This window comes from Micromonospora sp. NPDC007271, assembly GCF_040634005.1.
GTDB lineage: Bacteria > Actinomycetota > Actinomycetes > Mycobacteriales > Micromonosporaceae > Micromonospora.
The window spans coordinates 1-26,222 of sequence record NZ_JBEYER010000074.1; the positions used below are offsets into that span (position 1 = coordinate 1).

The 26,222-nt window shown below is 74.3% G+C and carries 20 protein-coding genes; 11 read left to right on the top strand and 9 right to left on the bottom strand.

Annotated features, from left to right (window positions below; genetic code table 11):
• Nucleotides 1–92: 92 nt before the first annotated feature.
• The gene (locus ABZ570_RS23820) at nt 93–1,406 is read right to left on the bottom strand and encodes an extracellular solute-binding protein (protein WP_358067574.1); all 1,314 of its coding nucleotides are present in this window, start codon (nt 1,404–1,406) and stop codon (nt 93–95) included.
• A gap of 240 nt (nt 1,407–1,646) precedes the next feature.
• The gene (locus ABZ570_RS23825) at nt 1,647–2,192 is read right to left on the bottom strand and encodes a plasmid pRiA4b ORF-3 family protein (RefSeq protein ID WP_358067577.1); all 546 of its coding nucleotides are present in this window, start codon (nt 2,190–2,192) and stop codon (nt 1,647–1,649) included.
• A gap of 151 nt (nt 2,193–2,343) precedes the next feature.
• Between ABZ570_RS23825 and ABZ570_RS23830 the strand changes: the two genes are divergently transcribed.
• Nucleotides 2,344–3,129 (top strand): pyrimidine reductase family protein, encoded by a 786-nt coding sequence (locus tag ABZ570_RS23830; protein ID WP_358067580.1) that lies wholly within the window; start codon nt 2,344–2,346, stop codon nt 3,127–3,129.
• A gap of 134 nt (nt 3,130–3,263) precedes the next feature.
• On the opposite strand, the gene ABZ570_RS23835 is transcribed toward ABZ570_RS23830, so the two are convergent.
• Nucleotides 3,264–4,796: a M4 family metallopeptidase gene (locus ABZ570_RS23835; RefSeq protein ID WP_358067583.1), complete on the bottom strand. Its 1,533-nt coding sequence runs from the start codon at nt 4,794–4,796 to the stop codon at nt 3,264–3,266.
• 358 nt (nt 4,797–5,154) lie between these two features.
• On the opposite strand from ABZ570_RS23835, the gene ABZ570_RS23840 reads away from it, so the two are divergent.
• From ABZ570_RS23840 to ABZ570_RS23865, 6 genes are read left to right on the top strand one after another with little or no spacing between them, the layout of a single operon-like run.
• Entirely contained in the window at nt 5,155–6,900 is a 1,746-nt protein-coding gene (locus ABZ570_RS23840; RefSeq protein WP_358067586.1) for an ATP-binding protein, read from the top strand.
• A gap of 17 nt (nt 6,901–6,917) precedes the next feature.
• Complete coding sequence (locus tag ABZ570_RS23845; protein WP_358067589.1) at nt 6,918–8,066, top strand: exonuclease SbcCD subunit D; 1,149 nt, start codon at nt 6,918–6,920, stop codon at nt 8,064–8,066.
• Nucleotides 8,066–10,540 carry an SMC family ATPase gene (locus tag ABZ570_RS23850; protein WP_358067592.1) on the top strand — a complete coding sequence of 825 codons (2,475 nt, stop codon included), beginning with the start codon at nt 8,066–8,068 and terminating at the stop codon, nt 10,538–10,540. The genes ABZ570_RS23845 and ABZ570_RS23850 overlap by 1 nt, the downstream gene beginning before the upstream one ends.
• 43 nt (nt 10,541–10,583) lie before the next feature.
• Nucleotides 10,584–11,543, top strand: coding sequence for a hypothetical protein (locus ABZ570_RS23855; protein WP_358067595.1), 960 nt, complete (start codon nt 10,584–10,586; stop codon nt 11,541–11,543).
• Entirely contained in the window at nt 11,543–12,400 is an 858-nt protein-coding gene (locus ABZ570_RS23860; RefSeq protein ID WP_358067598.1) for a fused MFS/spermidine synthase, read from the top strand. The genes ABZ570_RS23855 and ABZ570_RS23860 overlap by 1 nt, the downstream gene beginning before the upstream one ends.
• Nucleotides 12,397–13,308, top strand: a complete 912-nt coding sequence (locus tag ABZ570_RS23865) for a DNA-3-methyladenine glycosylase 2 family protein (protein WP_358067601.1) — start codon at nt 12,397–12,399, stop codon at nt 13,306–13,308. The genes ABZ570_RS23860 and ABZ570_RS23865 overlap by 4 nt, the downstream gene beginning before the upstream one ends.
• On the opposite strand, the gene ABZ570_RS23870 is transcribed toward ABZ570_RS23865, so the two are convergent.
• Both ABZ570_RS23870 and ABZ570_RS23875 read right to left on the bottom strand, forming a co-directional pair.
• Nucleotides 13,302–13,805 carry a DUF1990 domain-containing protein gene (locus tag ABZ570_RS23870; protein ID WP_358067604.1) on the bottom strand — a complete coding sequence of 168 codons (504 nt, stop codon included), beginning with the start codon at nt 13,803–13,805 and terminating at the stop codon, nt 13,302–13,304. The genes ABZ570_RS23865 and ABZ570_RS23870 overlap by 7 nt on opposite strands.
• 146 nt (nt 13,806–13,951) lie before the next feature.
• Nucleotides 13,952–14,164 carry a hypothetical protein gene (locus ABZ570_RS23875; protein ID WP_358067671.1) on the bottom strand — a complete coding sequence of 71 codons (213 nt, stop codon included), beginning with the start codon at nt 14,162–14,164 and terminating at the stop codon, nt 13,952–13,954.
• 135 nt (nt 14,165–14,299) lie between these two features.
• Between ABZ570_RS23875 and ABZ570_RS23880 the strand changes: the two genes are divergently transcribed.
• From ABZ570_RS23880 to ABZ570_RS23895, 4 genes are all read left to right on the top strand, one after another.
• The gene (locus tag ABZ570_RS23880; protein WP_358067606.1) at nt 14,300–15,412 is read left to right on the top strand and encodes an ATP-dependent DNA ligase; all 1,113 of its coding nucleotides are present in this window, start codon (nt 14,300–14,302) and stop codon (nt 15,410–15,412) included.
• Nucleotides 15,413–15,447: 35 nt separating this feature from the next.
• Nucleotides 15,448–17,037 (top strand): alpha/beta hydrolase, encoded by a 1,590-nt coding sequence (locus ABZ570_RS23885; RefSeq protein ID WP_358067609.1) that lies wholly within the window; start codon nt 15,448–15,450, stop codon nt 17,035–17,037.
• 42 nt (nt 17,038–17,079) lie between these two features.
• Nucleotides 17,080–17,532 (top strand): GNAT family N-acetyltransferase, encoded by a 453-nt coding sequence (locus ABZ570_RS23890; protein ID WP_358067612.1) that lies wholly within the window; start codon nt 17,080–17,082, stop codon nt 17,530–17,532.
• A gap of 101 nt (nt 17,533–17,633) precedes the next feature.
• Nucleotides 17,634–18,188 carry a hypothetical protein gene (locus ABZ570_RS23895; RefSeq protein ID WP_358067615.1) on the top strand — a complete coding sequence of 185 codons (555 nt, stop codon included), beginning with the start codon at nt 17,634–17,636 and terminating at the stop codon, nt 18,186–18,188.
• A gap of 111 nt (nt 18,189–18,299) precedes the next feature.
• Here the strand turns inward: ABZ570_RS23895 and ABZ570_RS23900 are convergent, their stop codons facing one another.
• The 4 genes from ABZ570_RS23900 to ABZ570_RS23915 form a co-directional block, all read right to left on the bottom strand.
• Nucleotides 18,300–19,019, bottom strand: coding sequence for an ABC transporter ATP-binding protein (locus tag ABZ570_RS23900; RefSeq protein ID WP_358067618.1), 720 nt, complete (start codon nt 19,017–19,019; stop codon nt 18,300–18,302).
• 76 nt (nt 19,020–19,095) lie between these two features.
• Complete coding sequence (locus tag ABZ570_RS23905) at nt 19,096–20,088, bottom strand: ABC transporter ATP-binding protein (protein WP_358067621.1); 993 nt, start codon at nt 20,086–20,088, stop codon at nt 19,096–19,098.
• Nucleotides 20,088–22,802, bottom strand: a complete 2,715-nt coding sequence (locus ABZ570_RS23910) for an FtsX-like permease family protein (RefSeq protein WP_358067624.1) — start codon at nt 22,800–22,802, stop codon at nt 20,088–20,090. The genes ABZ570_RS23905 and ABZ570_RS23910 overlap by 1 nt, the downstream gene beginning before the upstream one ends.
• Before the next feature lie 43 nt (nt 22,803–22,845).
• The gene (locus ABZ570_RS23915) at nt 22,846–26,040 is read right to left on the bottom strand and encodes an FtsX-like permease family protein (protein WP_358067627.1); all 3,195 of its coding nucleotides are present in this window, start codon (nt 26,038–26,040) and stop codon (nt 22,846–22,848) included.
• Between the last annotated feature and the right edge of the window lie 182 nt (nt 26,041–26,222).

Consider the following 26,222-nt stretch of genomic DNA (forward strand, 5'->3'; position numbering starts at 1 on the left):
ACGCCGGAGGGGGACGCCCCGCACCAGCGGCTGCTGCACGCCGACGAGCGGAGCCCTGACTGTCGGCGCCACCCGCGGCCGGGCCAGCCGGATCACTTGCCGGCAGCCTCACCGTTCTTCAGCGCCGCCTGCCACTGCTCCTCGGCGGACTTGCCCTGCTCGACGGCGCGCAGCGTGTTCTCCACCTCGGTGCGGACCGCATTGTTCTTCGGGCCGAGGTAGACCGGCTTCAGCTCGGTGGCGCCCGCGGCGAAGATCTTGCCGGTCGGGGCGTTGCTGAAGTACTCGTTGGTCGCGGCGCCGACGGCCGGGTCGGCCAGAGCCTGCGGCGAGGAGGGCAGGTTGCCGACCGCCTTGAACGCCTCGACCTGGCCCTTGGCGCTGGTCAGGAACTTGGCCAGCTCGGCGGCCTCCTTGGGGTGCTTGCTGGACTTCGGCACGGCCAGCCAGGAGCCGCCCCAGTTACCGCCGTTCCCGGGAGCCTTGGCGATGTCCCACTTGCCGGCCGCCCCGTCACCCGCCTGGCCCTTGATCACACCGGTCATCCAGGCCGGGCAGGCGATGGTGGCGAAGGTGCCGTTCTTGAAACCGGCGTTCCACTCGTTCGAGAACGACTGGAGGTTGTTCGACAGGCCCGCCGCGATCATCTTGGTGGTGAGGTCGTACGCCCCCTTGACGTCCGGGTTCTCGCCGATGACCAGCTTGTTGCTCTTGTCGTAGTAGGTGTAGCCGGTGCCGTCACCGGCCTTCTGCATCAGCACCACGTTGTAGAAGTTGGTCGCCGAGTCGACGAACTTGTGCTTCTTGTCGGCGGCGGCGAACTTCTGGCCGGTGGTGATGAACTCCTCCCAGGTGGGCCAGAGGGCGGCCACCTCCGCACGGTCGGTGGGCAGCCCGGCGGCCTTGAACAGGTCGCTGCGGTAGCAGAGCGCCATCGAGCCGACGTCGGTGCCGAGGCCGAGGATCCTGCCGTCCGGGGTGGTGCCCGCCTCCCACTTCCACGGCAGGAAGTTGCCCTTGAGGTCGTTCGCGCCGTAGTCCGCGAGGTTCTGGAACTTGTCGGTCTGCGCGTAGTACTGCACGATGGTGCCCTCTTCGAGGGCCACCACGTCGCCGGCGCCGGACCCGGCGGTGATCTGCTGGGTCAGCCGGGTGTTGTAGTCACCGAGGCCGAGGCCCTTGCCCCGCTCCTGGATCTTGATGTTCTGGTGCTCGGCTTCGTACTGCTTGTAGAGCTCTTCGTAGCCGAAGCCCTGGTCGCCGAAGACGTCGACGACCAGCGTGATCGGGCCGTCGCCGCTGCCACCGCCCGACGAGTCGTCGCTGCAGGCGGAAGCGGTGACGAGCACCGCCACGGACGCGAGCGCGATGGCCGCGAGCCGACGGCGGCGGAATGGGACGCTCATCCGAGACCCCTCTTTCGGTGGTGAGGCTGTGTCGTGTGGTGGGGGTGCCTGTCGCGCGTCTCGCCACCACGGAACCCCGGAAGGTCACCGGCGGCGACCCGAGAGCGGGCAGAGTTGAGATCCAGACCACTCGCGGGAGCGCTCCCATGAGATTGCCGGCAGGGCTCAGGGGTGTCAATAGACCGATGGGAGCGTTCCCAGATCGTTACCGCGCCGCCTGGGGCGATCCGGCGGGTGCGGTCAGCAGAAGCGACGCAGCAACGTGGTGACCCGGGTGGCGTCGAAGGCTTCCGGGGCGAAGCCGGGCCCGGCCCACTCCCGCATCATCCGGTGCTCCGGGTGCGTCGGATCGGCGAGCGCGGCGAGCAGAACCGCGTGCCCGGACGGGCCGCCGACGCCCTCCGGCGGACAGGCCCGCTCCCCGTGCAGGCACACCGGGTAACGCTCGTCCGGATCGGCGGTGCAGACGTCCTCCACCACCACGTCGTGCTCCCACCAGTCACCGAAGTCGTAGGTGTAGCGGAACCGGCTGCCCTTGCCCACCACCGCGTCCAGCCGCACGTCCAGCTCGTCGCGGAGCGCCAGCTCGCCGTCCGGGTCCGGCTCGCCGTACTGGAGCCCGTCGATCTCGAACGAGTGCAGGCGGCAGTCCCGCCAGCCCATCGCGTGCTGCACGACCCGGTGCAGCCGGTCCAGGGTGTAGCCGCCGGGGACCAGCACCCGCCGCCACACCGGCGGCCGGACCCCGGCCAGGGACATCTTCAGCTGGAAGATCTGACGCGGCATGCTGTCCCATCCTTCCTCGGCATAGGCTTGCCAGCATGATCTGCCGAGCGTGCCGGGAACGGCGGCACGACGACTGTCCAGGCCGGAAGTGGTGCGACTGCCAGCACCGTACCCCCGAACCAACCCCTCCGGTCACCGGTCCGGCCGGCGAATGAGCACCGGCACCCCGATCGCGCGGGTCTGGCCGACGCCCGCGACCGGTCCGCTGGCCGACCCGGAGCTGGCCGCGCTCTACGGCCGTGCCGCCGGGCCCCACCTGCGGATGAACTTCGTGGCCAGCGCCGACGGCGCGGTCGCGCTGGACGGCTACTCCGCCGGGCTCTCCGGCGAGCCGGACAAGCGGGTCTTCGGCCTGCTGCGGATGCTCTGCGACGGGCTCCTGGTGGCCGCCGGCACGCTGCGCCACGAGGGCTACCGGGCGGTCCGGCTGGACGCGGCGCGCCGGGCCTGGCGCCGGGAGCACGGCCTGGCCGAGTACCCGACCCTGGTGGTGGTCTCCGGCTCGCTCGACCTGGACCCGGCCCAGGCGGCCTTCGCCGACGCGCCGGTCCGGCCGCTGGTGCTCACCCGGGCCGCCGCCGAGCCCCCACCCGGCCTGACCGAGGTGGCCGAGCTGATCCGGTGCGGCACGGGGCGGGTGGACCTCGCCGCCGGCCTGGTCGAGCTGCGCCGCCGGGGGCTCGGCCAGCTGCTCTGCGAGGGCGGCCCGTACCTGTTCGGCGCGCTCACCGCGGCCGACCTGGTCGACGAACTCTGCCTGACCGTCGCGCCGCTGCTCGCCGGGGCCGGCCCGGGGCGGATCACCGCCGGGGACGGCAGCGCCCCGCGCCACCTGCCGCTGCGCCACGTGCTGGCCGCCGAGGACGGGGTGCTGCTGCTGCGTTACGCCCGGGGCCCGGGCGGCGCCCCGCCCGCCGGCTCCGCCCCCGCCGCCTGAACCGGCCGTGGGCCGGGTTTGATCGATTCGGGGTCGCCGATGTGGCGGCATCCCGGCGAGGGGTTGCCGCCACATCGGCGAGCTGACACGCCGCGCCCCGACGGCGGACCGCCGGGGCGCGGGGGATCAGCGGATCAGTTGACCGAGACGGCCGACCAGGCGGCGGCCACGGTGTTGTACTCGACGCTGCCGGCGCCGTACAGGTCCCTGGCGGCCGACAGGGTGGCGGTGCGGGCACCGGCGTAGTCGGTCCGCGAGGTCATGTAGGTGGTGAGCGCGCGGTACCAGATGGCCCCGGCCTTGGCGTTGCCGATGCCGGTCACGGTGCTGCCGTTGCAGGTCGGGCTGTTGCCGTACGACGACGAGCCGCTGCCCACGGCGAGCAGGTAGAAGAAGTGGTTCGCCACGCCGGACGAGTAGTGCACGTCCAGCCGGCCGACCGACCTGCTCCAGCAGTCGGCGGACGCGCCGTCCTTGGAGGGCTTGTCCATGTAGCGGAGCGGGACGCCGCTGCTGCGCAGCTTCTCACCGATCAGGTAGTCGCCCGGGTCCTTGGCGTTGTTCGCGTAGAACTCGACCAGGGTGCCGAAGATGTCGCTGGTGGCCTCGTTGAGGCCCCCGGACTCACCGCTGTAGCGCAGGCCGGCGGTGTTGCTGGTGATGCCGTGGCTCATCTCGTGGCCGGCCACGTCCAGCGAGGTCAGCGGGTACCAGCCGGAGCCGCCGTCGCCGTACGTCATGCAGAAGCAGGCGTCCTGCCAGAACGCGTTGGCGTAGTTGGTGCCGTAGTGCACCCGGCTGTACGCGCCGACGCCGTCGTTGCGGATGCCGTTGCGGCCGTGCACGGTCTTGTAGTAGTCCCAGGTCATCTGGGCGCCGTACGCGGCGTCGGCGGCGGCGGTCTGCCGGTTGGCCAGGGTGCCGTCGCCGAAGACGTTCGAGGCGTTGGTGACCAGGGTGCCGGTGCCGGTGGTGCCGCCGTTCAGGTCGTACGTCTTGTGGCCACCGCGGGTGGCGTCGGCGAGCTGGTAGGTGCCGCCGGAGAGGGTGCTGCCGACGGTGACCGTGCCGGAGTGGAAGGTGTTGCCGGTGCCGTCGCGCTGCACGCCCTCCCATGAGTCGCGGACCTTGCCGGTGGTGGCGTCCACCAGCACGTGCAGCTCGCTCGGGGTGCCGTCGGCGTACGCGCCGCCCACCACGACCTCGTAGGCGAGGGTGGTGCCGGTGGCGTCGGCGTCGTACACGAGCTGGCTGCCGTCGACGCGGCGGGTGGTGGCGGTGGAGGCGGCGAGCGCGGTGCGGCCGGCGGCCGTGGCGCTGACCCGGGCCTGCGCGCCCCGGGCCGGGGCGGTGGCGAGGGTGTGGCTCGCGCCCCGCCAGGTGTTGCCCTTGCCCAGGTGGACGACCGTGTCACCGCCCAGGACCGGCAGGCCGTCCTGGTAACGGTTGAGCCGGACGTGCTCGGTGCCGTCGGCGTCGGTCTGGACGTTGCGGAGGGTGAACGTCTGGCCGTCGGCGACGAGGGCGCTGCCCGAGTGGGCCTTGAGCTGGGCCACCGCGCGGGTGAACGCGTCGGTGGACACGGGGGCGGCGGAGGCCGTGCCGGGCAGGCCCGCGGCCAGCAGCGCGGCCGTGGTCAGGCCGGCCAGGAGGGTGGTACGACGCATGCTGTCCCTACCTTCACTAGGACTGCCGGTCGGGGGGGTACCGACCGACGGGCGACCCGCCGGTGGACGACGGGCCCGTCACGTCCGGCGGTGACCGGGCGTGACGACGCACTGAGATATCGAGGAAGGAAAGATCCTCGATGCGCTGTTGCACATTCTTGCGCCACCGGCCCGTTGTCTGTCACGACCCGCGCCAAGATTTTTTCCACTACTTTTCGTGTTCCGTGCACCACCCGGCGAAACCGAACCCTGCTCGCGGCGTGGCGTCCGACGCGTCGCGTGGCAACCTGTCGCATCCCTCGGGCAGGATGCTCCTCGTGCGCCCTGACCGAGACGACCAGCCGACCGGAGACCGCGGATGACCGACGACCTGCTCGACGGCCCGGGCGACGGGGTCGGCCGGGTGCTCGGCACCGCCGACGCCACCCCGCTCACCTTCTGGACCGCCGTCTCCCCCGGCAGCTACCTCCAGCTCGACGACGTGGTGGTCACCCGCCGCGAGCTGCCCGACCGCGAGCCGGTGACGATCGCCGGCGTGGTCACCCAGGTCCGCGCCCGGCACGAGGGGGCGCAGTTCGACTCCGACGTCTTCGCCATCGCCGACGGCACGCTCCCCGCTCAGGTGCAGGAGGCCGCCGAGGTCACCACCACCCGGGTCGACCCGGAGCTCTACGTGCCGCCGACGCCGGGCGCGGTGGTGCACCGGGCCGAGGGCGACGCCCGGGCCCGGGCGCTGCACTTCGACCGGATGGAGCGGCGCATCCCGATGGGCATGGGCCGCGACGGGGTGCCGGTCTACCTCAACGCCGACTTCCTCGACGGCACCCGGGGCGCGCACGTCTCCATCTCCGGCATCTCCGGGGTGGCCACCAAGACCAGCTTCGCCACGTTCCTGCTCTACTCGGTCTTCCGGTCCGGCGTGCTCGGCGGCGACGCGGTCAACGCCAAGGCCCTGATCTTCAACGTCAAGGGCGAGGATCTGCTCTTCCTCGACCACCCCAACGCCCGGCTCGACGACGACACCCGGGCCGGGTACGCGAAGCTCGGCCTGGCCGCCGGCGCCTTCCCCGACGTGCGGGTCTACGCGCCGCCCCGGGTCGGCGACTCGTCCGGCACGCCCGACGTGAGCAGCCGGCTCACCGGCGTGGACAGCTTCTACTGGACGCTGAGCGAGTTCTGCGCCGACCGTCTGCTGCCGTACGTCTTCGCCGACGCCGACGACGAGCGGCAGCAGTACACGATGGTGGTCCACTCGGTCGCCGCCCACCTGGCCCGGTACGCCCAGCCCGCCGACGGCGGGGTGAGCCTCGACGGGGTCCGGCTCGGCTCGTACGCCGACCTGGTCGACCACATCGTCGAGCAGCTCAACGACGACGAGACCCGGGGCGAGTGGGCGGGCAGCGCGGTCGGCCTGGGCACCGTCAACGCGTTCGCCCGCCGGTTGATCGGCAGCAAGAAGGACCTGGGCCGGCTCATCCGGGGCGACCTGGCCACCCGCCGCCCGCACTCGATCAACACCGCCGAGAGCGCCCAGGTCACCGTGGTCGACCTGCACAACCTGCCCGACCGGGCGCAGCGCTTCGTGGTCGGCGTGACGCTGAAGAGCGAGTTCGAGCGCAAGGAGAAGGCCGGCACCGCCAAGCCGCTGCTCTTCGTCGTCCTCGACGAGCTCAACAAGTACGCCCCGCGCGAGGGCTCCTCCCCCATCAAGGAGGTGCTGCTGGACATCGCCGAGCGGGGCCGCTCCCTCGGCGTGATCCTCATCGGCGCGCAGCAGACCGCCAGCGAGGTGGAGCGGCGGATCGTCACCAACTCGGCGATCCGGGTGGTCGGCCGGCTCGACCCGGCCGAGGCGTCCCGCCCGGAGTACGGCTTCCTGCCGCCCGCCCAGCGGCAGCGGGCCCTGCTGGCCAAGCCGGGCACCATGTTCGTCAACCAGCCCGACATTCCCGTACCGCTCTGCCTGGAGTTCCCGTTCCCGGCCTGGGCCACCCGGGTCTCCGAGGCCGGCCGGGCACCCTCGGAGACGCTGCGCTCGATCACCCAGGCGGCCGACCCGTTCGCGGTGGTCGGCTCCGGCGGCGACGACGACATCCCGTTCTAGGGAGGCGGTGACCAACCGTGAAGATCCTGCACACCTCCGACTGGCACGTCGGCAAGGTCCTCAAGGGGCAGTCGCGCGCCGACGAGCACAAGCGGGTGCTCGCCCAGGTGATCGAGATCGCCGACGCGGACCGCCCCGACCTGATCATCGTGGCCGGCGATCTGTACGACACCGCCGCGCCCACCCCGGAGGCGACCCGGCTGGTCACCCGGGCGCTGACCGCGCTGCGGCGCACCGGCGCGGACGTGGTGGCGATCGGCGGCAACCACGACAACGGCGCGGCCCTCGACGCGCTGCGCCCGTGGGCCGAGGCGGCCGGCATCACGCTGCGCGGCAGCGTCCGGGACAGTCCGGCCGAGCACGTGATCGACGGGGTCACCGCCGGCGGCGAACGCTGGCAGCTCGCCGCGCTGCCCTTCCTCTCCCAGCGGTACGCCGTCCGCGCCGTGGAGATGTACGAGTTGACCTCCGCCGAGGCCAACCAGACGTACGCCGACCACCTCGGGCGGGTCCTCGCCCGCCTGGCCGAGGGCTTCACCGAGCCCGACCGGGTGCACCTGGTCACCGCGCACCTGACGGTCGTCGGCGCGAGCACCGGCGGCGGCGAGCGGGACGCGCACACCGTCCTCGGGTACGCGGTCCCGGCCACCGTGTTCCCCGGCAACGCGCACTACGTGGCGCTGGGCCACCTGCACCGCTCCCAGCGGGTCGTCGGCCCATGCCCGATCCGCTACAGCGGCAGCCCGCTCGCGGTCGACTTCGGCGAGCAGGAGAACGTCGGCTCGGTGACCCTGGTCGAGGTGTCCGCGACGACGGCCGCCCGGATCCGGGAGGTGCCGGTGCCCGGGGCCACCCCGCTGCGCACGGTCCGGGGCACCCTGGCCCAGCTCGCCGCGCTCGACCCGCCCGACGGCTGGCTGCGGGTGTACGTCCGCGAGCAGCCCCGGGCCGGGCTGCGCGAGGAGGTGCAGGAGCTGCTGCCCCGCGCCCTGGAGATCCGGATCGACCCGGAGCTGGTGCCCGCCCCTGGCAGCGCCACCCGCACCGCCCAGCGCGCCGGCCGCTCGCCCCGCGAGCTGTTCGCCGACTACCTGAGCGGCCGGGGCCACGACGACGACGGCGTCCAGGAACTCTTCGACGAGCTGCTCGAGGAGGTGGACCGCTGATGCGACCGATGCGGCTGGACATGGCGGGCTTCACCGTCTTCCGTGCGGAGACCACCGTCGACTTCACCGACGCGGACTTCTTCGCGCTGGTCGGGCCGACCGGCTCCGGCAAGTCGACGGTGCTGGACGCCATCTGCTTCGCCCTCTACGGCACCGTGCCCCGGTGGGGCGGCACCCGGGGCCTGGCCAACGCCCTCGCCCCGTCCGCGAACGAGGCCCGGGTCCGGCTGGTCTTCGAGTCCGCCGGGGACCGGTACGTGGCCACCCGGGTGGTCCGCCGGGACGGCCGGGGCACCGTGAAGACCGCCAACGCCGGGCTCCAGCTCATGCCGGCCGGGTTCGACGTCACCAAGCTCGACACCGGGCTCAGCCCGGAGGACCTCGGCGAGGTGGTCGCCGGCACCCCCGCCGAGATGGAGCAGGCGGTGCTGGACGCCGTCGGGCTGCCGTACGAGCAGTTCACCAGCTGCGTGGTGCTGCCGCAGGGGCAGTTCGCCGACTTCCTGCACGCCAAGCCGGCCACCCGGCAGCAGATCCTGGTCAACCTGCTCGGGCTGGGCGTCTACGAGGCGGTGCAGAAGAAGGCCACCGAGCGTGCCGGGCAGGCCGAGGCGAGGCTGGAGACCGTCGATCAGCTGCTCGGCGGCCTCACCGACGTCGACGACGAATCGCTGGCCGGCGCCCGGCAGCGGGTCGACCGGATGCGCGAGCTGGCCGAGGCGGTCGCAGCGGCCGTACCGGAGCTGGACCGCGCCCGGGCGACCGCGCGCGAGCAGGCGGCGGCGCTCGCCGCGCTCGACGCCGAGCTGACCGTGCTGGCCGGGGTGCGGCCGCCGGACGGGATCGCGGAGCTGGCCCGGGCGGTGGCCGCGGCGCGGGAGGCGGCCGACGAGGCCGCGGCGGCCGTCGGGCTGGCCGAGGAGCGGGAGGAGAAGCTACGCGGCGAGCTGGCCGCCGCCGGCGACGAGAGCGCGCTGCGCCTGCTGCTGAAGGCGTACGCCGACCGGGAGCGGCTGACCGGCGAGGTGGCGGCGGTCCACGCGGCGGTGGACGCCGCGCAGGCCGAGCACGACGCGGCGGTCGGTGCGCTCGCCGAGGCGCGGGCCGCCGCCGAGCGGGCCGAGGCGGAGCTGGAGGCGGCGTTCCGGGCGCACGAGGAGGCGAAGGCCACCGACCAGGCGGTGGCGCTGCGGGCGCACCTGGTCGCGGGTGCCCCCTGCCCGGTGTGCGAGCAGGAGGTGTCGCGGGTGCCGGCGGTGCCCGCCGGGTCGGCCGTGGCTGGGGCGGTCGCGGCCGGCAAGGCGGCCCGGGCGGCCAGCGAGTCGGCCAAGCGGCTGGTGCAGGAGCGCGACGCCGCCGCCCGGGAGCTGGACCGGGTGCTGCTGCGGGCCCGCGCCGAGCACGACCAGTTGCGGGCCCGGCTGACCGAGCTGGACGAGCAGCTGGCCGGGGCCGCCGCGCCGGAGACCCTGCGGGATGGCCTGGCCGAGCACGCCCGGCTGCGCCGCGCCCTGGACGAGGCCGCCGGCGCGGTGCGCGCCGGCCGGGACGGCGCCCGCCGGGCCCGGGGCACGCTCGACGGCGCGCAGGAGCGGCTGCGCCGCGCCTGGCGGGACTTCGACGCCGCCCGGGACGGGCTGGCCCGGTTCGGCCCGCCGGCCGCCGACCGGGACGACGTGGCCGCCGCCTGGACCGCCCTGGCCGGCTGGGCCGGCGAGCAGGCCGAGCGGCGCCGCACCGAACGGGCCGGGCTGGCCGCCTCGGTCGGCACGGCCGAGGCCGCCGCCGAGGCGGTCGAGGCGCGGATCGCCGCGCTCTTCGCCGCCGCCGGGTTGGCCGCGCCCGCCGACCCGCCGCGGGACGCGGCGGTGGCCGTGGAGCGCGCCGAGGCGGAGCTGCGCCTGCTGGAGGATCGCCGGGCGCGGGCCGCCGAGCTGCGCGAGCAGCGCGCCGGCCACGAGCGGGAGGCCCGGGTGGCCCGGGCCCTCGCCGGCCACCTGCGGGCCAACAACTTCGAGCGCTGGCTGCTGGCCGAGGCCCTGGACCTGCTGGTCGACGGCGCGTCGCGGATCCTGCGGGAACTCTCCGGCGGCCAGTACGACCTGGTGCACGACAAGGGCGAGTTCTTCGTGGTCGACCAGCACGACGCCGGGCTGCGGCGCGGAGTGCGGACGCTGTCCGGCGGGGAGACGTTCCAGGCGTCGCTGGCGCTGGCGCTGGCCCTGTCGGAGCAGCTGGCCGGGATGTCCACCACGGCGGCGAGCCTGGAGTCGATCGTCCTCGACGAGGGCTTCGGCACCCTCGACGCGGCCACCCTGGACACCGTGGCCGCCACCCTGGAAAATCTGGCCGCCCGGGGCGACCGGATGGTCGGCGTGGTCACCCACGTGCCGGCCCTGGCCGAACGGATCCCGGTCCGCTTCGAGGTCCGCAAGGACGCCCGGACGGCGCGCGTGGAACGGACCGGCCGGTGAGCGGGGCGGCGCGGCGGGGCCGCGACGGCGGGGTGGGGGCGACGTGACCCGGTTCTACGTCGACGCGTGGGACCCGGCGTACGGGGCGTCGTTCGAGGCCGCCGGGGGAGGCGGACCGGCGGCGCCGAGCAGTGCTCAGGTCCACGCCGACGTCGAACTTCCTGCGACGGAGTGGCGCGCGCTCGACGTCCGGCGGGACGTGCCCGCTCCGGAGGTGGTGCTGCTGGTCGACGGGGTGCGCCGGATCGACGCCAGTATCTGGACTGCCGAGGAGGACGGCAGCTCCTTCCCAGGCATCGCCGCCTCGTACGCGGCCGGGGTGGTCCGCTGCGACCTGGAGCGCGGCGCGGCGCAGCTGGCCGGGGCCCGGGTGGGCCGAGGGCTCTTCACCGCCAGCCCGTCGGCGCAGGACGTGGTGACGGGGCAGGTCCGCTACCCGGTGCAGCGGGTCGGCGGTGCCGGTGAGCTGAGCAAGCTGCCGGCGGCGGTGCAGGCGGCGCTGACCGCGCTGGAGGTGGCGGTCTCCGACGCCGCGCGCACCGACGGTGACCTGCTGGTGGTGGACGGCCAGTTGCGCAGCCGCCGGCACCTGCCGCGCACCCTCGGCTACATCAAGTCCCAGCACAGCCAATACCTGGACGCCCGGCTGACCGCGGTGGTGACCGGGCTGGCCCCGGGCCAGCGCTGCCCGGTGTTCCGGCTGGGCACCGCCTGGGGCGGCTACTCCTGGTATCTGCGGCTGCCGGGGGCCGGCGGGGCACCCTGGGCGGGCATTGTCCGGGTGGAGTGCTCCGCCGAGCTACCCGAGGCCGAGGCGATCGAGCTGGCTGACCTCTCGCTGGTCACCCTGCCCCGGTTCGCCTCCAGCCCGTACAAGGACCCGCGCGCCCCACAGAACCTGGTCCCCATCGGGGGCCTGGAGCGCACGCTGCGCGCGCGGCTGGGCGACGCCCGCCTGCTGCAGAGAAGTCTGAGCATGGCGGCCCAGCGAGGGCGGCGCTGATGGGTCGCCGGCGCGACGCGGACCGGGTGGTCGAGCAGGTCGACACCGGGCAGGCCGAGCTGGCGCCCGACCCGGACCGGCCGGGCTCGTGGACGCTGCTGCTGGACGGCGCGCCGCAGTCCCATGTGGACCTGACGGATCCGACCCACCTGGAGTTCGAGTACGTGCGGCGGCTGGCCGCCGCGCTCGATCTGGTCGCCCCGGCCGGCGCGCCGCTGCGGGTGCTGCACCTGGGCGGCGGCGCGCTGACCCTGCCCCGGTACGTCACGGCCACCCGGCCCGGGTCCGTGCAGCGGGTCTCCGAGGTGGACGGCGCGCTCGTGGAGCTGGTCCGCCGGGCGCTGCCCTGGCCCACCGATCCCCGGCTGCGGGTACGGGTGGCCGACGCCCGGGCCACCCTGACGTCGAGCCGGGACGCCAGCTACGACGTCGTGGTGGCGGACGTCTTCGCCGGCGCCCGCACCCCCGCCCACCTCACCTCGGTGGAGTACGCCGCCGAGGTGGCCCGGGTGCTCCGCCCCGGCGGGTCCTACCTGGCGAACATCGCCGACGGTCCGCCGCTGCGGCACGCTCGCGCCCAGGTCGCCACGGTCCGGACGGTGCTCCCCCGGGCCTGCCTGGTCGGCGACGCGGCGGTGCTGCGCGGGCGGCGCTACGGCAACCTGGTGCTGGTCGCGTCCCGGGTGGAGCCGCCGGTGCCGGAGTTGGCCCGACGGGCCGCCGGCGACTGGTTCCCCGGCCGGGTGCTGGCCGGCGAGGAGCTGGACCGGTTCGCCGGGGGCGCTCCGGTGGTGCGCGACGCGGACGCCACCGATTCCACCCCGCCGCCGCCCGGGATCTTCTCGGTACGTCGATGACCTCCCCCGCTGCCCGTCGGACGCTGCGCCCCCCGGCCGGCTACCGGCTCGGCGCGTCGGTCCGGGCGCTCACCTTCAGCCCGTACGACCCGTGTGCCCGGATCATCGACGGCGGCTTCTGGTGGGCCACCCGGACCCCGGCCGGGCCAGCCACCCTCGCGCTGCGCGCCGCCGCCGGCGAACTGGTCGCCGAGGGGTACGGGCCGGGAGCCGACTGGGTGGTCGAGCAGGCCGACGGGGTGGCCGGGCTCCGGGACGACCTGACCGGCTTCGCCGACCTGGCCGCCGCCCACCCGGTGGTGGCCCGGCTGGCCGCCCAGCACCGTGGGCTGCGGATGCCGGCGACCGGGCAGGTCTTCCCCCGGCTGCTGCGGGCGATCCTCGAGCAGAAGGTCACCGGCAAGGAGGCGTACCGGGCGTACGCGGCGGCCGTCCGGCACTTCCGCGAGCCGGCCCCCGGGCCGCTGGCACTGCTGCTGCCGCCCGCGCCGGCGGCGGTCGCGGCCAGCCCGTACTGGGTGTTCCACCCGTTCGGCGTGGAGCAGCGGCGGGCCGACACGCTGCGCCGCGCGGCCGCCGCCGCGGAGCGGTTGGAACGCTGCGCCGACGCCGCCGATGCCACCCGCCGGCTCACCGCGATCCCCGGCATCGGTCCGTGGACCGCCGCCGAGGTGGTCCGGATCGCCTACGGCGACCCGGACGCGGTCAGCGTCGGCGACTACCACATCCCCAACACGGTGGCCTGGGCCCTCGCCGGGGAGCCGCGCGGCGACGACGCCCGGATGCTGGCGTTGCTGGAGCCGTTCCGGGGCCACCGGGGGCGGGTCTGCCTGCTGCTGGAGGCGGCCGGAATCCGGGCGCCCCGGTACGGCCCCCGGGCGACCATCCGCTCGTTCGCGAGCTACTGACCGGCGCAGAGGCGGCGCAGGGTGCGGCCGAGCCACCGGGCGTACGCGTGCTGGACCGCGCGGGCCAGCGGACCGGCGGCCCGGACCCACCAGCGGGCCGGGCGGCTGAACGCGGTCACCTCGAACCAGACGGCGGTTGGCCCGTCCCGGACGACCAGGAACGCCTCCTCGCCGACCTCCGGGTGCCCGGGCAGGGTGCCGTAGCCGAAACCGACCCGGTCCGGCTCGTTCACCGCCCAGACCACCTCGGTCGGGCCCCAGATCCGCAGCGGGCCGACACCCAGGCCGGGGGTGGCCCGCACGCCCACCTCGGCCCGGGGCGCGTCGGTGCGCATCGCCACCCCGGCCGCCCGGTGCAGCCGCCAGCCGAGCACCGCGTCGGCCGCCGTCGCGAAGCAGCCGTCCGGCAGCCGGACCCGGTGGCGCAGGTGGTGGTAGCCGGCCGGTAGGCGTCCGTCGCGCGTCGCCCCCACCTCGGGGTACGTCAGCTCGGGCACCGCCACCTCCGATCGTCACCCGGCTCGTCGCCGCCGGCACAAGTTCCGTAGGCGACATGCCTCTCCGGCATAAATATGCCTCAGCGGCATATCGGTCAGAGGCGGTCGCCGGCCAACACCGGGGGTCCGTCCCGGCCGGCGGCGCGCTACGCGGCCTCGCGGAGGTCGGCCAGGCCGACCGGGGCGTACCGGTGGAGCAGCTCCTCCAGTTCGGCCACCGAGGCGACCTCGCCGATGACGTTGGCCCCGCCGCCCTGCTCCGGGCGGTAGCGGTGCACCAGCCGGTAGCGGTACCGCCCGCGGATCAGCTCCAGGCTGACCCGCCAGCGCCCACAGCACCCGCAGCTCCACTCCGGCACGCCGCGAACGGTAACGCTGACCTGCGGCTTCACCATCTGGGCGACGGTGACGAAGGGCTCGGCGCAGGACACGCCGCCCAGGGCCACCGGTGATCTGCCTCACCACTGTCGGTGGCGTCTGATTGACTGGTCGCCGTGGACCTGCCGATCAATCCGCCGGTCGAGCCGATGCTGGCCAAGAGCGTGCCCCAACTGCCCACCGCCCCCGGCATGACGTATGAGCCGAAGTGGGACGGCTTCCGCTGCATCATCTTCCGTGACGGCGACGAGGTCGAGCTGGCCAGCCGGGGCGGCAAGACGATGACCCGCTACTTCCCGGAGGTGGTCGAACAGGCCCGGCGTCAGCTCCCGCCCCGGTGCGCGGTCGACGGCGAGCTGATCGTGATCCGGCGCGACGGCCCGAGCGGCCAGCCGCGTCTCGACTTCGAGCTGCTCGCCCAGCGGATCCACCCGGCCGCGTCCCGGGTGAAGCTGCTCGCCGAGACCACCCCGGCCGACTTCGTCGCCTTCGACCTGCTCGCCCTCGACGACGAGCTGTTCACCGACCGGCCCTATCCCGAGCGGCGGGCCCGGCTGGAGCAGGCGCTGGCGAAGGTCGAACCACCGATGCACGTCACCCAGGTGACCACCGACCCGGGGACCGCACGCCGCTGGTTCGACGTGTTCGAGGGGGCCGGGCTGGACGGCCTCATCGTCAAGCCGGCCGACCTGGCATACGAGCCGGGCAAGCGGCTGATGTTCAAGGTCAAGCACGCCCGCACCGCCGACGTGGTGGTGGCCGGCTTCCGCTGGCACAAGTCCGGCCCGGTGGTCGGCTCGCTGCTGCTCGGCCTCTACGACGACGCCGGCGTGCTGCACCACATCGGGGTCAGCTCGTCGTTCACCGCGGCTCGCCGCAAGGAACTGCTGGCGGAGCTGGAGCCGTACCGCGACGTGGCCGGCGACCACCCGTGGGTGCACGGCGACCACGAGCGGGGCCAGCGCATCCCGGGCGGGGTGAGCCGGTGGACCGGCACCCGCAACCTGGAGTGGGAGCCGCTCCGCCCGGAGCTGGTGGCCGAGGTCGGGTACGACGCGATGGAGGGCGACCGGCTGCGGCACACCGCCCAGTTCGTCCGCTGGCGCCCCGACCGCGATCCCCGCTCCTGCACCTACGACCAGTTGGAGCGCCCGATCCGCTACGACGTCGACCAGGTGCTGCGCGGGGACCCGGCGGCGATCGTCGGTGAGGGGTCGGGCCGGGCGTAGCCTGGCCGTCGGACATGATCACGGAAGGCTGCCACGTGACGCGCTTCTCCGACCGGATCCGCCCGGTCCGGCCCACCCTGGCCGGGTTCGTCGCCGCGGTGGTGCTGACCGCCGGCTGCACGCTGCCGGCGTTCGCCCCGCGTACCGAGAGCCAGGGCTCGGCGGCGCCGCCGGGCACCGCCCCGACCTGGCGCGCCTGCCCCGAGGTCCCCGACGAGCTGGTGGGCCGGGGCGCGGCGGGCATGCGCTACGACTGCGCCCGGATCCTCGTACCGCGGAACTGGGGCAACGGCGCGACCACCGGCGCGACCACCCGGCCCGGCAGCGGGGAGACGTTCGAGATCGCGCTGATCCGAATCCGGTCCAACCGGCAGCACGACCGGATCGGGTCGCTGGTGGTCAACCCGGGTGGGCCCGGGGCGTCCGGCGTGGACACCGCCGTCTACCTCTCCTTCGGCCCGGCGTTCGGCGGGCTGCCGCCCACGGTCACCGACCGCTTCGACATCGTCGGGTTCGACCCGCGCGGGGTCGACCGGTCCAGCCCGGTCAAGTGCATCTCCGACGCCGACCTGGACGCCAGCTTCGGCTACGACCCCGACCCGCAGAGCCAGGCGGCGTTCGACGGCTTCGTCGCGCTGAACCGGCGGGTCGGCACGGGCTGCGGCGACAAATACGGCGACCAGCTCCCGCTCTACGGCACCGAGCAGGCCGCCCGGGACATGGACGCGGTACGCGCGGCGGTCGGCGACGACAAGCTCACCTACCTCGGCTACTCCTACGGCACCCTGCTCGGCGCGGTGTACGCGCAGCTCTACCCGCAGCGGGTGCGGGCGTTGGTGCTGGACGGCGCGGTCGACCCGCAGCAGAAGCTGATCGCCGGGTCGGAGAGCCAGGCCAAGGGCTTCGAGCGGGCCTTCGACAACTTCGGCCGCTGGTGCGCGGCCAACGCCGGCCGCTGCCCGATCGCCCCGGACGCCCGGGCGGCGGTCACCTCCGCCATCGACAAGGCGAGGGTCTCCCCGGTACGCGGCACGGACGGCCGGGAGGCCACCGCCGGCTGGGTGTTCTACGCGATCATCTCGTCCCTCTACACGGAGGCGGGCTGGCAGGAACTGGCCCGGGCGATCGACTCGTTGCAGGGCGGCGACCCGACCGGCGTGTTCACGCTCGCCGACGCGTACGCGGGCCGGGGGGACGACGGGCACTACTCGAACCTGTTCGACGCGAACCTGGCGGTGAACTGCGCGGACGAGACCGAGAAGCCGAGCCGGGAGCAGATCCGCCAGTTCCAGTCGCAGTGGCGGCAGAAGTACCCGCTCTTCGGTCCGGCCCTGGCGGTGGGCATGCTCGGCTGCGTGGAGTGGCCCGGCGCGCGGGATCCGTACCCGACCGGCAAGGCGGCCGGCGCGCCGCCGATCGTGGTGGTCGGCACCACCGGTGACCCGGCGACGCCGTACGAGCAGACGGCCGCGCTCGCCTCGATGCTGGGGGTCGGCCGGGTGCTGACCTGGGAGGGCGAGGGGCACACGGCCTACCCGCAGACCGCCTGCATCACCGCCGCCGTCGACGCGTACCTGATCTCGCTGACCGTGCCCCGGGAGGGGCTGCGGTGCCCGGCCCGATGACCGACTGCACATCGACGAATGCTGCTGTGTGACGCTGCCGGCATGACCGACGTGATCTTCCGGGAGGCGGTCCACGCGGACCTGCCCGCCATCATCGCCCTGCTCGCCGACGACGTGCTGGGCAAGGCCCGCGACTTCACCGAGGTGGACGACGCGTACGAGAAGGCGTTCGCCGACATCGACGCCGACCCGCGCAACCACCTGATCGTCGCCGACGCCGGTGGCGAGCTGGTCGGCTGCATGCAGATCACGTACATCCCGGGGCTGGGCCGGCACGGCGCCGAACGGTCGCTGATCGAAGCGGTCCGGGTCCGCTCCGACCTGCGCGGCCGGGGGCTGGGCCGGGAGATGATGACCTGGGCGATCGACCGGGCCCGGGAGCGGGGCTGCGCGCTGGTGCAGCTCACCACCGACAAGACCCGCGCCGACGCGCACCGCTTCTACCGCAATCTCGGCTTTGTGGCCAGCCACGAGGGGATGAAGCTGGCGCTCTAGGCCTCGCTCTCCCCCGCGGAGGGGAGGCGGCTCCCCGTCGGGCAGGAGGATCGGGGCCGGCGCCCGGGGCAGGCTGGACGGCACAGTCGAGGAGGAGCCTGATGCCCACAGCCGTAAGACCAGCCGGCCCGGTCGTCCATCCGCGCGACGGCCGGCCCGCGCCCGCCTGGGCGGTCCGGGTCGCCCACCTGATCCCGCTGGCCGTCCTGCCGTCCGGCCTGTGGCGGATCGCCCTGGTCGCCGGGGTGCCGATCGGCGCGTACGAGCACGGGGCGCCGGTCCGCACGCACGGCTGGGAGAGCGTCTACGTCGTCTCGCTGACCGTGGTCTCCGAGGCGCTGGCGCTGCTCGCACTGGGCCTGGTCCGCCCGTGGGGCGAGGTGTTCCCCCGTTGGCTGCCGCTGCTGGGCGGGCGCCGCGTGCCGCCGTCGTTCGCGGTCACCGTCGCCACCGCCGGCGCCGTCGGAGTCACCCTCGTCTGGGCGTACGCCGCCCGGAACATGCTCGTCCGGGACCTCGTGGTCGACGGCGACGGCCTGGGCTTCTCGCCGGCCGGCTTCGCACTGCTGCTGGCCTGCTACGCCCCGCTGCTCCTCTGGGGCCCGCTGCTGCTCGCCGTCACCCTCGCCTACCACCGCCGCCGCTGCCGCGACTGACCCGCCGCCCCCACCCACCCCGTCGATCATGAAGTTGTTGTCCGCCGGCACGGGGCGGCGCGACAACAACTTCATGATCGAAGCAGCGCGGGGCGGGGCGAGCCGGGGCGGTCAGTCGTCCACCAGGCGGCCGTCGCGCAGGGTCAGGATGCGGTCGGCCAGCTCGATCAGGGCCGGGTCGTGGGTGGCGACCAGGGCGGTCATGCCCCGGGCGTGCACCACGGCCCGCAACAGGTCCATGATGGACCGCCCGGTCTCCGAGTCGAGCTGGCCCGTCGGCTCGTCGGCGATGAGCAGATCCGGCTCGTTCGCCAGGGCCCGGGCCACCGCCACCCGCTGCTGCTGCCCGCCGGACAGCTCGAACGGGCGCTGCGCGGCGTGCCCGCCCAGCCCGACCAGTTCCAGCAGCACGGCCACCCGCTGCTCCCGCTCCGCGGCCGGCACCTTGGCCAGCCGCAGCGGCACCCCGACGTTCTCGGCCGCGGACAGGATCGGCACCAGCCCGAAGGTCTGGAAGACGAAGCCGACGGTGCCCCGGCGCAGCGCCAGCAGTTCCCGCTCGCCCGCGGCGGTCACGTCCTGCCCGGCCACCCGGACCCGGCCGGCGTCCGGCCGGTCCAAGCCGCCGACGAGGTTCAGCAGGGTTGTCTTGCCCGCGCCGGATCGGCCCCGGACCACCACCAGCTCGCCACGTCCGGCGAAGAACGAGACGTCCCGTACGGCGTGCACGGCGTGCTCGCCCTTGCCGAAGGTCCGGCTCACCCCCTCCACCCGGACCACCTCGTCGGTGGTGGCGACCCGAACCGGCGCAACCGACAACTGCTCGCTCATGCCGCCACCTCGCTACGCTCGGCGCCGGCATGAGGCACCACGGCGCTGCACTGATGATTCGCTCGGTTACGCTCGCTCATGCCTCGCTCCGTTCGGCGTGCGCCCGGTCGCCGGGCCGCACCTCGACGTGGTCCGGTTCCAGGTTGAGCCGGACCCGGTCCCGCAGGGACAGGGCGTCCACGAAGGACGCCGGCAGTTGCATCCGGCCGGTCCGGTCCAACACGGCGTACTCCTCGCTGACCAGCTCGGTGCTGCCGTCGGCGGTGACCCGCGCGGTCCGGCGTACCTCCGACGAGGTCCTGCCATCGCGGATGGCGACGGTCCGCCGGACCTGGCCGGCCACCGTGGGGTCGTGGGTGACCACCACGATGGTGACGCCCAGCTCGGCGTTGATGGTCCGCAGCGCGGCGAACACCTCGGCCCCGGTCGCCTCGTCCAGTTCGCCGGTCGGCTCGTCGGCGAAGAGCACCTCCGGGTCGTTGGCCACCGCCACGGCGACCGCGCAGCGCTGCTGCTCGCCGCCGCTCATCTGGCCCGGCCGGCGGTCCGCGCAGTAGCCGACGCCGACCATGTCGAGCAGCTCGCGGGCCCGTTCCCGGCGCTCCCACCGGCCCCGACCTCCGGCCAGCCGCATCGGCAGTTCCACGTTCTCCAGCGCGGTCAGGTACGGCAGCAGGTTCCGGCCGGTCTGCTGCCAGACGAAGCCGACCACCTGGCGGCGGTAGCTCAGCCGCCGTCGGGCGGAGAGGTTGAGCAGGTCGTACTCCGCCACCCGGGCGATGCCCGCGGTCGGGGTGTCGAGTCCGGAGAGGATGTTCAACAAGGTGGACTTGCCGGAGCCGGAGGCGCCGACGATCGCCACCAGCTCACCCCGGTCGATGACCAGGTCGAGCCCCTGCAGCGCGACCACCTCCACCCCCTCGGTCTTGAAGATCCGGACCAGGCCGTCGCAGACGATGTGCCCGCGCAGCCGGTCCTGGCCCCCGGCCCGCTCGGCGGCGCGCTGGGCGGCCCGCCGCTGCAGGTCGGCGAGGTCCGGCACGACGGGGGTCTGTGCGGTAGCGGTCATCAGCTCTCCTCTCCTAGCCGGAGCACCTCGCCGAGGCGCATCCGGCGGTTGTTCAGGGCCTCGACGGCGACCGCGAAGCCGAGGGCGACCGCCCCGAGCGCGACGACCCCGGCGACCAGGCGGGGCTCGAACGCCACCCGGACGGGGGCGCCGCTGGTGAAGGTCGACAGCCCGAGCACCGGGGTGAGCAGCAGCGGCAGCAGGGCACCGACCAGCGCGCCGGTGAGCACCGACACGCCGACCAGGGGAGCCAACTCCACCAGCAGCAGTCCCCGCCACTGGCGGCGGGACAGACCGAGGGTGCGCAGCCGGGACAGCACCTGGCCGCGGGCCCGGGCGCCGGCCAGCACCACGAACGCGATCGACAGCAGCCCCAGCGCCGTCCCGACGGCGGCGCCGGCGATGAAGCCGAAGACCAGAACTCCGTTCGCGGCGCCCTCGGCCAACTGCCGGCGGGTCTCCGCCCAGGTGAGGACCTCCACCTCGCGCGACCGCTCGCGCCCCACGATCGCCCCGTCCTTCTGGAATCGGGACTGGCCGGCGTTGCCTACCTGGCGCAGCTTCTCGACATCGAGGCCATCGCCGGCGACCAGGAAACCGGTCGGCACGGCGGCGTAGTCGCGCCGAGGCAGGGACTGCCACGGCAGGACGACGAACCTGCCATTGTCGGACCGGAGCATCGGGAAGCTGTTGGCCCGCCCGGCCACCCGGAACTCGTACCGCTGGCCCTGCACCGTGACGAAGGCGGAGCGGTCCAAGCCGGCGGCGGCCAGGTCGGTGGCCACCGCTGGGGAGACCACCGCGGGCAGCGGACCCGGCTGCGCGCCGACGGTGAGCAGCGCCCCGGGCACGGTCACCTCGACCCCGGCCTCCCGGACCACCCGCGTCATGGCTGGCCCGTCGACCAGCACCACGCTGACCTCGCCGAGTCGGGATTCCGTGCCGATCGCATCCTTCGACAGACGCTGGCCCGCCTCCGTCAGCACCGGGGCGGCCGCCCGCACTCCCGGCAGCCGTTCCAGGTCCGCCCCGGTCTCCGGCGCGATCCGCTCCCCCTGGATCAGCGCGTCGGCGGGCACCCGCTGGGTGGCCAGTCCGCCCCGGCTCGTTTCGATGCCGGCGGCGACGACCGCACAGAACGCTGCGGTCGCGATGGCCAGCACGACGACCACGAGTGGAGTTGTGAAGACGGCGCGGCTGGCCCGGGCGGTGCCCAGGAAGGCAACGCTGCCTCGCGTCCGAGCGGCGAGCCGGCTGATCAGCCGCAGCGGCCACGGGTAGAGCCGTACGGCCAGCACCGCCGCGCCGATGCCGAGCAGCACCGGGACCGAGACCAGCAGCGGGTCGATCTCACCGAGGACGAGGCCGCGGCGGCGCAGCAGCACGACCGCGAGCACGGCGAGCAGCAACAGGCTCGCCTCCACCGTGATCCGACGCGCGGACGGCCGCAGCTTGATCAGATCACGCCGCCCGGCGACACCGGTCGGCGCGGTGAGGGTCGCCACCGGCAGCGCCACGGTGAGCAGGACCGCCGCGACCACGGCGATCGCCGCAGTGTCGCCGGGCGCTCCGGGTGCCAGGTTTCCGAGGAGCCAGCCGAGCGCGGCGGCGGGCACCATCACCAGCAACGACTCGGCGAGGCTTCGGCGGGCTGCGGTGGTGGCCGTGCCGCCCCGGGCACGCAGCAGCGTGAACTCGGCCCGGCGCCGGCGGACGGTCAGGCCGGCGGCCAACACGACCAATCCGGCCAGGGTCGCCAGCACGCCGGCCGCGATCACCGCCAGGACGGTGTGGGCGGCGGCCACCGCGGCCACGAACTCCCGCAGCGGGATGTCGAGGCCTTGGACAAGGGTGAAGCCCTGGGCCTGCCGGCTCATCCGCTGAAGGTTGTCGATCAGCCCGGGCACCTCGCGCGCGTTGATGTCGCTGGTGCCCAACCGGTAGCGCCAGCTGAACCGCAGGCCCCAGCCGTCGACGGACAGGCGGTCCAGCGCGGCGCTGTCTGCGACCCCCACCGCGACGAACGGTTGGCCGTCGCCCTGCGGCTCGACCACGTGCAGGACCGAGGGCAGGCCCTGCCAGATGCCGTCCGCGCGATCACGTGGCTGGAAAACGCCCACCAGGGAGACCCGGACGGGCTCCGGGGCACCCTCCGGCGTCTGCGACTCGGGGCCGGCGAGGGCCAGTTGGCTGCCGACCCGCAGGTTCAGCTTGCCGGCCACCTCGGCGGCCAGCGCTACCTGCACTGGCTCACCGCGCGCCCCCGCAGCCGGCCAGCGTCCCTCGGTCAGGGTGCCGGCCTCCGCGATTCCCGGCATGCTCCGCAGACCGAGGTCGACCAGGAGGTTCTTCGCCGCCAGATCCCGGCCCGTGACCCGGCCGGGGTCGGTCTCCGCGGTGAACCACCGCTGGTCGACCAACCTCCGCACGTCCGGCGGCATCTCGGCCTGCTTCCTGGGCAGATCGGCCTCGAACGCGGTCACCAACGACGTGCCGTTTCCAGCGTTGAACAGCGGCATGCCGGTCGAGTACGTCACATCCCGCTTCTCGGCCGGTTGGCTGGCCAGCATCGTCCGCAGGCCCTGATCGGTGTGCCAGTTGACCACCCGCGGCACTGCGCTGATCAGCAGCATGACGACCATGGCCAGCGCGGCGAGCAGCAGGAACTGCCCACCGTATGCCCGGATCCGGCGGGCGACCGCGCCGATGCTCATTCCGCCGCCTCCCCGCTCGTGGTCATCGCTCCGCCCCACCCGGTCACCGGTCTCCCCCGATCCGCAGCTGCGCCGCCGCCACCCGCTGCCGGATGCCGAGGGCGATGAACGCGCTGAAGGCCAGCGCCGCCAGCAACAGGCCGAACGCGGTCAGCCCGACCGGCGCCCAGGGCAGCACGAAGGCCGCCTCGGGCACCGGCCTGCTGGCCGACGGGGTGAGGATGACCAGGGGGGCCATCGTCACGCCGACTACCGCGCCCAGCAGCAACCCGACCCCGACCCCGATCCCGGCGAGGAAGGTCTGCTCGGCCAGCAGCGCCCGGGCCAGCAGCCGGGGGGTGGCGCCGAGCGTGTGCAGCACGGCGAACTCTCCCAGCCGGTGCCGGGCCGTGGCCCAGACGTCGACGATCAACCCGACGAGGGCCAGCAGCACCGCACCGAGCGCGGCGGCGAGGAGCCCCGCGCGCGTGCCCCGCCAGTACGGGTCCGCTGCGGCGCGTTCGGCCACTTCCCGCCGGTCCAGTACCGTGACGCCGGGCAGATCCGCGGCCGCACGGGCCGCCGCCGCATGGGTATCGGCGTCGGTGTCCAGCCACCACTCCTGCACCGGTCGGGTCGTGCCTCGGTCCCGAAGCAGCCAGTCCGTCGCGGTGGGCAGGTCCAGCAGCACGCCCTCGCCCGCGGTGGACGGCACCGAGACCAGCTCGCCGACCACCGTGACCGGCAGCGACACGCCGGAGAGCGAGAGGGTGACGGTGTCTCCGGTGTGCAGGCTCAGCGCCTCGCGTACCCGAGGGGTCATCAGCGCGGGTACGGGCGGCTTGTCGCCGGCCGGCACCACGGCGAAGCGGGATGGCCCCTGGTATGCGAACCGGCCGCCCTGCAGGAAGATCACGTCGTTCACGGCCGACAACGCATCGGCCGCCGCCGAGACGCTGAGCTTGCCGTCGGGCTGGCCGTTGGTCGCCACCCAGGCGTCGCCGAGCTGCGCCGGTTGAGCCGCCCCGTCTGCGCCCACCAGTCGCAGGTCGGCCAGCTCCAGCTGGTACGCCTCTCCGGCCACGTCACCCCCATCGACCTCGAATCCAGCCAGCCGAAGGCTCTTGACGTCGGGCAACCTCACGGTGAACCGCGCCGGCCGGCCGTCGCTACCCGTGCTTGGCAACGGCAGCCGGAAGGCCAGCCCGTCCGCCCCGGTCAGCAGCATCGACACGGCGACCTGGTGCGGGGACACGGCATCCTGCACCGGGGTCCGGAGGGTGCCAGTAACCGACCGGGTGCCGGCGGGCAGCTCGACCCCGGCCCGCGCACTCCGCGCCCGGACCAGCCGGTCGAACAGCGCCCGCACCGGCCCACCGGCCAGTCGCTCGTCGAGCTGCACCACCTGTGCCGCGGCCGCCGCGTCAAGGCTCACCACGGTGGCCGGCAGGTCGCCGCGGCCGACCCGGATCTCATCCCGCCAGGCCGGCAGTGCCCGCTCCACGCCGGCCACGGACCCGAGCTCGTCGGTCCGGCCGATCGGGGCGACTCCGTCGCGTTCGGTGAGCCGCAGGTCGGCGCCGACGGTGTGGTTGGCCTGGTCGACGAGGGACCGCTCGCCGGTGGCGACCAACGACCAGGCCAGGGTGCTGCCACCGACGGCGAGGGCCAGCAGCAGCACCGGCCCGGCGTGCGGGCGGCGCCCCGCCTGCCACATGCCAAGGATGGTCGCCGTCCACAGCCTGCGGTCGATGAAGCGTTCGGCGAACCGGGTTGCGGGTGGGAGCAGCCGCAACGCCACCACGGCGCCGGCGAGCACGCCCAGCGTCGGCGCGGCGACCAGCAGCGGGTCCACCCCGAGCCGCCCGGCCGCACCGGTCACCGGCGAGGAGTACTGACGCAGCTGCATCCAGGCCAGCACCGCGAACCCGACCAATACCAGGTCCAGGCTGGCCCGCTGCACGATGGCGGACCGGGCGGGCCGGGACCGGGACGCCATGTCGGCGACGTACGTCCCAGCCCCGCGCAGCGTCGGGGCGACCATCGCGACCAGGCAGCCAGCGGCGGTGACCGACGCCACCACCCAGAGCAGCGTGCGGCTGCTGCCGGTGAGTGCCGGGGCGCTCAGATCGCCGCTGCCCGCACGTTGTAGTGCCTCGCCAGCGAGAAGCGGACCGAGCACTGCGGCCGGTAGGACGACGAGCGCCGCCTCCCGGGCGGCGAGGCCAGCTAGCTGTCCCCGTGCGGCACCCCGGGCCCGCAGCAGGGCGGTCTGGTTCCGCCGGTCCTCATGCAGCAGCGCGGCGACCAGCACCAACGCATAGCCGCCGAGGACCACGATCAGCAGCACAGGGGTGGTCAGCGAGGACCGCCCCACCAGATCGGCCCGGGCGATCCGGCTGAGCAACCGGTCCATCGCGGTGACGATCTGCACGGAGGAGCCGAGCCCGGCGGCTTCGGGCATCTCGCTGACAGCGTCGGTGACCGCCTGCCGGACGTCGAGCAGCCGACCTTTCCGGGCCGCCGCCGCGAGATCCGGCTCGACCACCCACCACGCTGAGACCGAGCCCGGGAACGTCGCGGCGAAGTCCGCCGGGTCGAGCACGAATGGCCCGTACGAGGTGTCGGATTCCGCCGCGCTGCCCACCCCCAATCCGGGCGCCAACCGCCAGTACGGCTCGGCCGGGTCACGCGGCCGCCAGGTCCCGATGAGCACCACCTCGCCAGCCCGTTCGGTGCTGCGGTCGAGCATCGGCACCCGTTCGCCGACGGTCATCCCCAGCGCGCCGGCGACCTTCTCCGGCAGCGTCACCTCCAACGGGCTTGCCCCGGCGGTGGGCCAGGCACCGGCGGCCAGTTCGGCGTGCACGGGCAGGTCGTCCAGGGCCGCGAGGTTGGCAAAGACGGGGTCGTCGTCAGCCCGGACCTGCGGGCCGAGGTCACCGGTCAGTTCCCGACCGCCGCCGTACCGGGCACCGGTGACGGTGACCGGAGCGCCACCGAGACCATTGGCGAACGCCTGGCGGATCGCCCGATCCCGGGTGGCCAGCTCGGTGGCGTCCCGGCCGCCGGAGCCACTCACCAGCAGGCTGCGCTCCTCATAGGTGGCTCCGGCGAGCATTGCCCGCTGGCCAGCCTCCACCGCCCGGCGGTTGTAGTCGGTGAGCCCGGTGACCAACGCGACTGCCACCAGCGCCGCGGCCACCGCGGCCAGCAGCAGCCCACGCGCCTCGTTGGCCCGCTTCCACACCAGTCTCATCCGGCCCTCCCCTGGCCCCCGGTCGGGCCGACGAACAGGAAGACCAGTCGGGGGTCGGAAAAGGTTCGCGCCCGTTACATGATCGTTACCGGGATCCGAGCGAGCGGAGGGGCAGGATGCCGCAATCCGTGATTGGTGGCGTGCCCGAAGCCGTGACCGGCCAGCCGCCGGTCGCCGGCTCG